Annotated in this window: 2 protein-coding genes and 1 pseudogene; 2 read left to right on the top strand and 1 reads right to left on the bottom strand. The window is 60.8% G+C overall.

Going from position 1 to position 8,222, the window contains the following annotated elements:
- Window positions 1-64: 64 nt before the first annotated feature.
- Complete coding sequence (locus tag IAE77_RS02030; protein WP_294221046.1) at window positions 65-3,541, bottom strand: transglutaminase family protein; 3,477 nt, start codon at window positions 3,539-3,541, stop codon at window positions 65-67.
- A gap of 149 nt (window positions 3,542-3,690) precedes the next feature.
- Between IAE77_RS02030 and IAE77_RS02035 the strand changes: the two genes are divergently transcribed.
- On the top strand, window positions 3,691-7,227 hold the full coding sequence (locus tag IAE77_RS02035) for a pyruvate carboxylase (protein WP_294221049.1): 3,537 nt from the start codon (window positions 3,691-3,693) through the stop codon (window positions 7,225-7,227).
- A gap of 232 nt (window positions 7,228-7,459) precedes the next feature.
- Window positions 7,460-8,222 (top strand): annotated as a pseudogene (locus IAE77_RS02040) (hypothetical protein); the annotation flags it as partial.

Below are 8,222 nucleotides of genomic sequence, written 5' to 3' on the forward strand. Positions count from 1 at the left end.
GGATGACAGCCTGAGGCAGTTGGCGCGACGTTCGGATCAGCGAGAAGCAGTCGCTGGAATGTCTTCAGGCCAACCGCAGATCCAGCGTGAATGGAAACTCGGGATTCGGGACGGCGGGCGCGGGCTTCAGTTTGCCCGGCGTATGGCCGTGGCGGAAGAAGCGGGCCAGGCGGCGGCTTTCGGCCTCATAGGAGTTCACCGGGAAGGTGTCGTAGCTGCGGCCGCCCGGATGGGCGACGTGGTAGGTGCAGCCGCCGAGCGAGCGCTGGTTCCACAGATCGACGAGATCGATGGTGAGCGGTGAATGCACGCCGATCGTCGGCTGCAAGCAGCTCGAGGGCTGCCACGCACGGTAGCGCACACCGGCGACGTACTCGCCATGCGTGCCGGTGGGATGCAGCGGCACGGTTTTGCCGTTGCAGGTGATGGCGTAGCGGCCTTCGACGAGGCCCTGCGCCTTGATTTGTACGCGTTCGAGCGAGGAATCGACGAAACGCACGGCTCCACCGGCCGCGCCTTCCTCGCCGAGCACATGCCAGGGCTCCAAAGCCTGCCGGATCTCCACATGGACGTTCCGTGCGGCCCAGTCGCCGGCGATGGGGAAGCGGAACTCCTGATGCGGTGCGAACCACTCCGGCTTCAACTCATAGCCGGCCAGCTTCGTGTCGTGGCAGACGTCTTCGAGGTCATTCCACACAAAGTGCGGCAGCATCCAGCGGTCGTGAATGTCCGTGCCCCAGCGCACGAGCGGCGCTTCATACGGCTCCTTCCAGAAGCGGGCGATGAGCGTGCGCAGCATTAATGCCTGGGCCAGGCTCATGTGCGGATGCGGCGGCATTTCAAACGCACGCATTTCCACCAGGCCGAGGCGTCCGGTGCTGCTGTCGGGCGAATACAATTTGTCGATGCAGAACTCGGCGCGGTGCGTGTTGCCCGTCGCGTCGATGAGCAGGTTGCGATACAGCCGATCGACCAGCCATGGCGGCACGTGACCGCTTTGCGACGCGGCCTTGAACGCGACTTCCAGCTCGTAGAGCGAATCGTTGCGCGCCTCGTCGATGCGCGGGCTCTGGCTCGTGGGGCCGATGAACAGGCCGCTGAAGAGGAAGCTGAGCGAGGGATGGTTCTGCCAGTAGCTCACCAGGCTGCGCAGCAGGTCCGGGCGGCGCAGGAAGGGGCTGTCCTTCGGCGCCTCCGCCCCGATGACGATGTGATTGCCGCCACCGGTGCCGGTGTGGCGGCCATCGACCATGAATTTCTCCGTGCCGAGGCGTGTGAGCCGTGCCTCCTCGTAGAGACCCTCGGTCACATTCACCATTTCGTCCCAAGTCTTGGCCGGATGCACGTTCACCTCGATCACACCGGGGTCAGGCGTGACCTTGAGCGTATTGATGCGCGGATCGAAGGGCGGCGGGTAGCCTTCCAGCACGATTGGCTGGTCGAGCGCCAGCGCCACATCCTCGATGGCGCCCAGGCAGTGGAGGTACTCCTCCAAGCTCTGCGTCGGCGGCATGAAAATGAAGAGCTTGCCATCCCGCGGCTGCACGCAGACCGCTGTGCGAACGATCCAGTCGGCGGATTGTTGAACGCCGGGCGGTGTGAAGGCCGGATCGATGAATTTTTCGCGTTCTTCGGGTGAAAGCTCCTCAAGACCGGGCGGTCCGCGACGCTGAGCAAGTTTTCGCCAGAACGATGGCGGCACACCGGCGATGCCGCGCACAAATTGCTGCCGCTCCGGCAGCGGCGGGCGCTCCTCCATCGGGTCCTGCTCGTGGATGTAGGGATAGCTCGTGGAGGTGACCCAGGGCTGCGAATCCAGCGGCAGGCGATAACCGATGGGGGAGTCGCCTGGAATGAGATAGCAGCGCTCCGAGCGCAGGAACCACGGCCCGGTCTGCCAACGGACGCCATTGTTCCAGCTCGGCTTCAACGGCAGCACGTGGCCGATGATCTTGTCGAGGCCCTGCTCAAACACCTTGGCGAGCCGTGCACGCTCCTCCTTGTCCTTCAGATTGGATTTCAGCGGATCGACGTTCACCGGCAGCTTGCGCTCCCGCCACAGGTAGTAGAACGCGTCCTCATAGGCCGGCATGATCCACTTCCCGCCGCAGCCGAGACGCTCGGCCAGCGCGTGAACGAACCGCGCGGAGGTGTTTTCGTCCGCGCCGTAGTTCGTCTGCATGTCGGCGAACAGGTGCGGATGCGCCCAGATCGGCTGGCCGTCCTTGCGCCAATGGCAGGCGTAGGCCCAACGCGGCAGCGACTCGCCGGGATACCATTTGCCCTGGCCGTAATGAAGAAAGGCTCCTTGAGCGAAGCGCTTCTTGAGGCGTTTGATGAGTTCGTCGGAAAGACGCATCTTCATCTCGCCCACGGCCTGCGTGTTCCACTCGGGACCGTCCATGTCGTCGATCGAAACGAAGGTGGGCTCGCCACCCATCGTCAGTCGCACGTCGTTGGCGACGAGTTCCTTGTCCAAGGCATGGCCGAGGGCGGCAATCTCCGCCCACTGCTCCTCGGTGTAGGGCTTCGTGACGCGTGGAGACTCGTAAATGCGCTCCACCTTCATCCCGAAGTCGAACTCGACTTTGCAAGGCTCCACCAAACCGCTGATCGGCGCGGCGCTCGACGGTTCCGGCGTCGCCGCCAGCGGGATGTGTCCTTCACCCGCAAGCAGGCCTGATGTCGGATCCAGGCCGATCCAGCCCGCGCCGGGCAGATACACCTCGCACCAGGCATGCAGGTCGGTGAAATCGACCTCTGTGCCGCTCGGACCGTCGAGTGACTTCACGTCCGCTTTGAGCTGGATGAGGTAGCCGCTGACAAATCGTGCCGCGAGGCCGAGGTGACGCAGCAATTGCACGAGCAGCCAGGCCGAGTCACGGCAGGAGCCGCTGAGCAGCGTCAGCGTCTGCTCCGGCGTCTGCACCCCGGGCTCCATGCGGATGGTGTATTTGATGTCCTGCCACAGGCGCTGATTGAGAGCGACCAGCAGGTCGATCGTGCGCAGCTTCTTGTCCGTACCCGGCTTGATCTGGCCCGTTTCCGGCAAAACACCGTGGGCATGCGTGTCTCCTCCGGCTTCGGAATGCGTTCCCGGCGCATGCGGCAGCGATGCATTGCCGAGGATGTCCTTTTTGACGGCCGCGAAGTATTTCCCAAAGGCCGGCGTCACTTCACACGACTTCAGGAAGGGAGCCAGCTCATGGTCCAGCGACCGGTCGTAGGCGAAGGGGAAATGCTCCGCGTCCGGCTCCAGGAAGAAGTCGAAGGGGTTGAACACCGCCATCTCCGCCACCACTTCGACCTCGATGCTGAATTCCGTGGTCTTCTCCGGGAAAACGAGCCGCGCGAGGTAGTTCGACTGCGGATCCTGCTGCCAGTTCAGGAAATGCTGTTCCGGCGTGACCTTCAGCGAGTAGCCCAGGATGCGCGTGCGGGCATGCGGTGCCGGCCGCAAACGAACCACCTGGGGACCGAGTGAAATGGGACGTTCGTAGCTGTAGCTGGTGCGGTGATGAAGGGCGACGTGGATGGACATGCGGCTGGCGGCCGGAAATCCGGCCTTTTCGCCCGTCAAAGCAGGTTCGCGGCCAATCTTGGTTTCCGGTGCCGAAAATCGCCGCGCCAGCCTTGCCTCGCCACGTTTCCGCGAGACTATGCGCGGCGCTTTTCCAACCACCCCCAACCATGTCCAAAAAACCAGCCTCCACCAAAGCAGAACTCGCTGCTGTTTCGTCGATTCGACCGATCAAAAAGCTGATGGTCGCGAACCGCTCTGAAATTGCCATTCGTGTGATGCGGGCGGCGACGGAGTTGGGGATTCGCACGGTGGGCATTTATGCGCAGGAGGACCGCTTCTGCCCGCATCGCTTCAAGGCGGACGCGGCGTATGAGCTGAACAAGGACAAGGGGCCGCTTGGGGCTTATCTCGACTACGAGGGCATCGTGGCGCTGGCGAAGGAGAAGGGCGTAGATGCGATTCATCCGGGTTATGGCTTCCTGAGCGAAAATCCGGACTTCTCGAAGGCCTGCGAAAAGGCAGGCATCATCTTCATCGGGCCGGATCCGAAGATTTTGACGATGATGGGCGACAAGACGGCCGCTCGTAATGTCGCTCGCAAATTGAACGTGCCGATCCTCGAAGGCACGGACGAGCCGGTGAGCGATCGCAAGGAAGCGATCGCCGTGGCGAAGAAAATCGGCTTTCCGCTGATCATCAAGGCGGCCTTCGGTGGCGGTGGTCGCGGCATGCGCATTGTGCGTGAGGCGAAGGACCTCGAAAAGTTGCTCGATGAGGCTCAAACTGAGGCAGAGCGCGCTTTCGGCAATGGCGCGGTGTTTTTGGAAAAATTCGTCGGCAAGGCGAAGCACATCGAGGTGCAGATTTTGGCCGACAAACACGGCACGGTGCTGCATTTGCATGAGCGTGATTGCTCGGTGCAGCGTCGCCATCAGAAGGTGATCGAGCAGGCGCCGAGCTATGGCGTGAAGCAGGAGATCATCGACGGTCTGTGCGATGCGGCGGTGAAGCTGGCGAAGGAAGTGAAGTACACCCACGCCGGCACGGTCGAGTTCCTCGTCGATCACGAGTCAGGCGAGTGGTATTTCATCGAGATGAATCCGCGCATCCAGGTGGAGCACACCGTGACGGAGGAGATCACCGGCATCGACATCGTGCGCAGCCAGATCCTCATCGCGCAGGGTCACAAAATGCACGACGAGCCGCTCGCGCTGCCTGTGCAGGAAAAGATCGAGAAGAGCGGCTTTGCCGTGCAGTGCCGCATCACGACGGAAGATCCGGAAAACGGCTTCACGCCGGACTTTGGCAAAATTTTGACCTACCGCAGCGCCGGTGGCTTCGGCATCCGACTCGATGGCGCTCTCGGCGCGACCAATGCGGTCATCACGCCGTATTATGACTCGATGCTGGTGAAGATGACCGTTTTTGCCCGCACGTATGAGCAGGCGCTCGACCGCATGGACCGCGGCCTGCGTGAGTTCCGCATCCGCGGCGTGAAGACGAACATCCCGTTCCTCATGAACGTGGTGCATCATCCCGATTTCCGCGCCGGACAGGCCACCACACGCTTCATTGATAACAATCCCGACCTGCTGAAGTTCGTCGCCCGCAAAGACCGCGCCACGAAGCTCTTAAATTACCTCGCGGACACCATCGTGAACGGCAATCCCTTCGCGAAAGGGCACAAGCCGAGCGGTGTGTTCGTCACGCCGCCGATTCCGAAATACGATCACCGCATCGCACCCGCGAAGGGCACCAAGGACCTGCTCAGCGAGATGGGGCCGGAGACGTTCTGCAAAGACTGGGTCGCCAAACAAAAGCGCCTGCTGCTCACGGATACCACCATGCGCGATGCGCATCAGTCGCTGCTCGCCACGCGCATGCGCACCTTTGACATGCTCGCCGTGGCCGATGCGGTCGCACGTCGCACGCCGAATCTCTTCTCGCTGGAGATGTGGGGCGGTGCCACGTTTGACGTGAGCATGCGCTTCCTGCGTGAGGACCCGTGGGAGCGTCTGCGCCAGATCCGCGCGAAGGTGCCGAACATCCTACTTCAGATGCTCTTCCGCGGCTCGAACGCCGTCGGCTACACGAACTACCCGGACAATGTCGTCAAAGGCTTCATCAAACATGCCGCGCAGAACGGCATGGACATCTTCCGCATCTTTGACTCGCTGAACTACCTGCCGAACCTCAAAGCCGCGATGGAAGCGGTGCGCGAGGACACCACGAGCATCTGCGAAGGCACGCTCTGCTACACCGGCGACATCCTCGATCCGAAGCGCGACAAGTACGACCTCAAATACTACGTCCGCCTCGCCAAGGAGCTCGAAAAGATGGGTGCGCACATGCTGTGCATCAAAGACATGGCCGGACTCGTCCGCCCCTTTGCCGCGAAGAAGCTCGTGAAGGCGCTGAAGGATGAAGTCGGCCTGCCGATTCACTTCCACACGCATGACACCAGCGGCCTGAATGCATCGAGCTACCTCGAGGCCTCGCTCGCCGGCGTCGATGTCGTCGATGCGGCCATCTCCTCGCTCTCCGGCGGCACCTCGCAGCCGAATTTGAATTCGCTCGTCGCCGCCATGCAGCACACGCCGCGCGATACCGGCCTCGATCCCGAGGCGTTGCAGGAGTTCAGCGACTACTGGGCTGCCGTGCGTGCTTATTACAAGCCGTTCGACACCGCCGAGCCCTACGGCACCGCCGAGGTCTATCTCCACGAGATGCCCGGCGGCCAGTACACGAATCTCAAAGAGCAAGCCATCGGCATGGGCCTCGGCCCGCGCTGGCCGGAGATCGCCCACGCTTACGCCGAGGTGAACCAGCTCTGCGGCGACATCGTCAAAGTCACGCCCTCAAGCAAAGTCGTCGGCGACCTCGCCATCGAGTGCGTCGCGCGTGGAGTGAAGCCCGCGGACATCTTCAACCTCACCGGCACGAAGTGGAGCAAGGACGTCACCAGCATGTTCGAAGGCTGGCTCGGCGAGCCTTTCTACGGAATGGAGGCCAACAAGGCCGCCGACAGCCGCAAGAAGTGGAACAAGCTCGCCGATGCCATCGTCGGCAAGGACGGCAAACGCATCAAAGGCCGCCCCGGCACCCACGCCGCAAAGATCAACCTCGCCGACGTCCGCGCTGAGCTGAAGGGCAAATTGAAGAAAGACCCCACCGAGGACGATGTCTGGAGCTACCTCATGTATCCCGATGTCTTCCTGAAGTTCGCCGACTTCCGCAAGGCCCACGGCGATGTCTCCGTGCTGCCCACGCCCGCCTACTACTACGGCCTGCGCGACAAGGAGGAGATCCACATCAGCCTTGAAGAAGGCAAAACACTCTTCGTCCGCCTCCTCAACATGACCGAGCCCGACGCCGCCGGCCAGCAGACCGCCATCTTCGAGCTCAACGGCTACCCACGCCACACAACCGTCACCAACAAAGCCCTCGCCAAAAACGCCGTCACCAAAACCAAGGCCGATCCCGCCGATTCCAGCCAAGTCGGCGCCCCCATGCCCGGCATGGTCGCCAGCATCGCCGTCAGCGTCGGCCAAAAAGTGAAGGAAGGCGAAACCCTGCTCACCTTGGAGGCCATGAAAATGTTCGCCGCCGTCGCCTCACCGACTGCCGGCACCGTCAGCGAGATCTGCGTCAAAATCGGCGAAAGCGTCGAGAGCAAGGATCTGCTGGTGAGGCTGGTGAAGTGAGCCTAATGAAGGAGCCGTCATGCAACGCAGCCCATCCGATTTCCGACAGAAATGTCCTGTCTGTGGATTGCCATCTGTTTGCCTAAATCCCGACGGGATCTACCAAGTTGAATGCGCATGTTGTGGTGATTTCAGAATCACCTCAATGGCAATGGCTTTTCTTCCGCAGCACGAATGCTCTCCGCAGCAGCGGGCGTGCGCTTCTTGGTTTTTGCGTAGGAATCAGGGCTTCATGATCGACAACCAAAGTTTATCGATCCTGAAACAAGTGGTTGAGCCGACATTGCCTGAAAAAGGAAGGCAGTTGCTTCTTGGACTCGCAGCGGCTTATCCAAGACCTGGGGATACATTTCACGATGCTGAAATCAGGGTGGATTCGGATCTATTGAAGCTACGTGATTCGACTCGCTCGGACACCTATGCTCAGAAAAACTATTCAGACTTGGAACTGCGTCCGTTGAAGTGGCTTGCCTTGTCGGCATCCGTTGACCGGAAAGAGCTGGATTGGTTGATAAACAACTATCTTGTTAGCCAAGGATACATTGGCAAAACAGAGCCGCAAAAGTTCAGTATATCGCTAAAAGGCTGGCAGCTTGTGGAAAGCCTGAGGGCACCCAATTTAGGCAGCAGGGATGTTTTTATAGCCATGCCATTCGCTGAGCGATTTATCCCATTTTACGAAAAGGGACTGCACGTTGGGATTTCTAGTGCGGGTTACAATCCTGTGCGAATTGATCGCAAAGAACATAACAACCGTATTGATGACGAAATCATCGCGAACATCCGCAAAAGCCGATTTGTGGTAGCTGATCTTTCACTCCACCGCGGTGGCATTTACTTCGAGGCGGGATACGCGCTTGGTCTTGGGCTGCCTGTTGTGTGGACTGTTGAAAAACGTGCGTTAGACGAACATGAAATTCACTTCGACAACGTGAAGGAGTGTATCCGAGCAGGAGGCGGAGGCAAGACTCGTTTAGCTGGAGGCGCGTGGCGCG

The sequence above is a fragment of the Prosthecobacter sp. genome, assembly GCF_014879935.1.
In the GTDB taxonomy this organism is placed as follows: Bacteria; Verrucomicrobiota; Verrucomicrobiia; order Verrucomicrobiales; family Verrucomicrobiaceae; genus Prosthecobacter.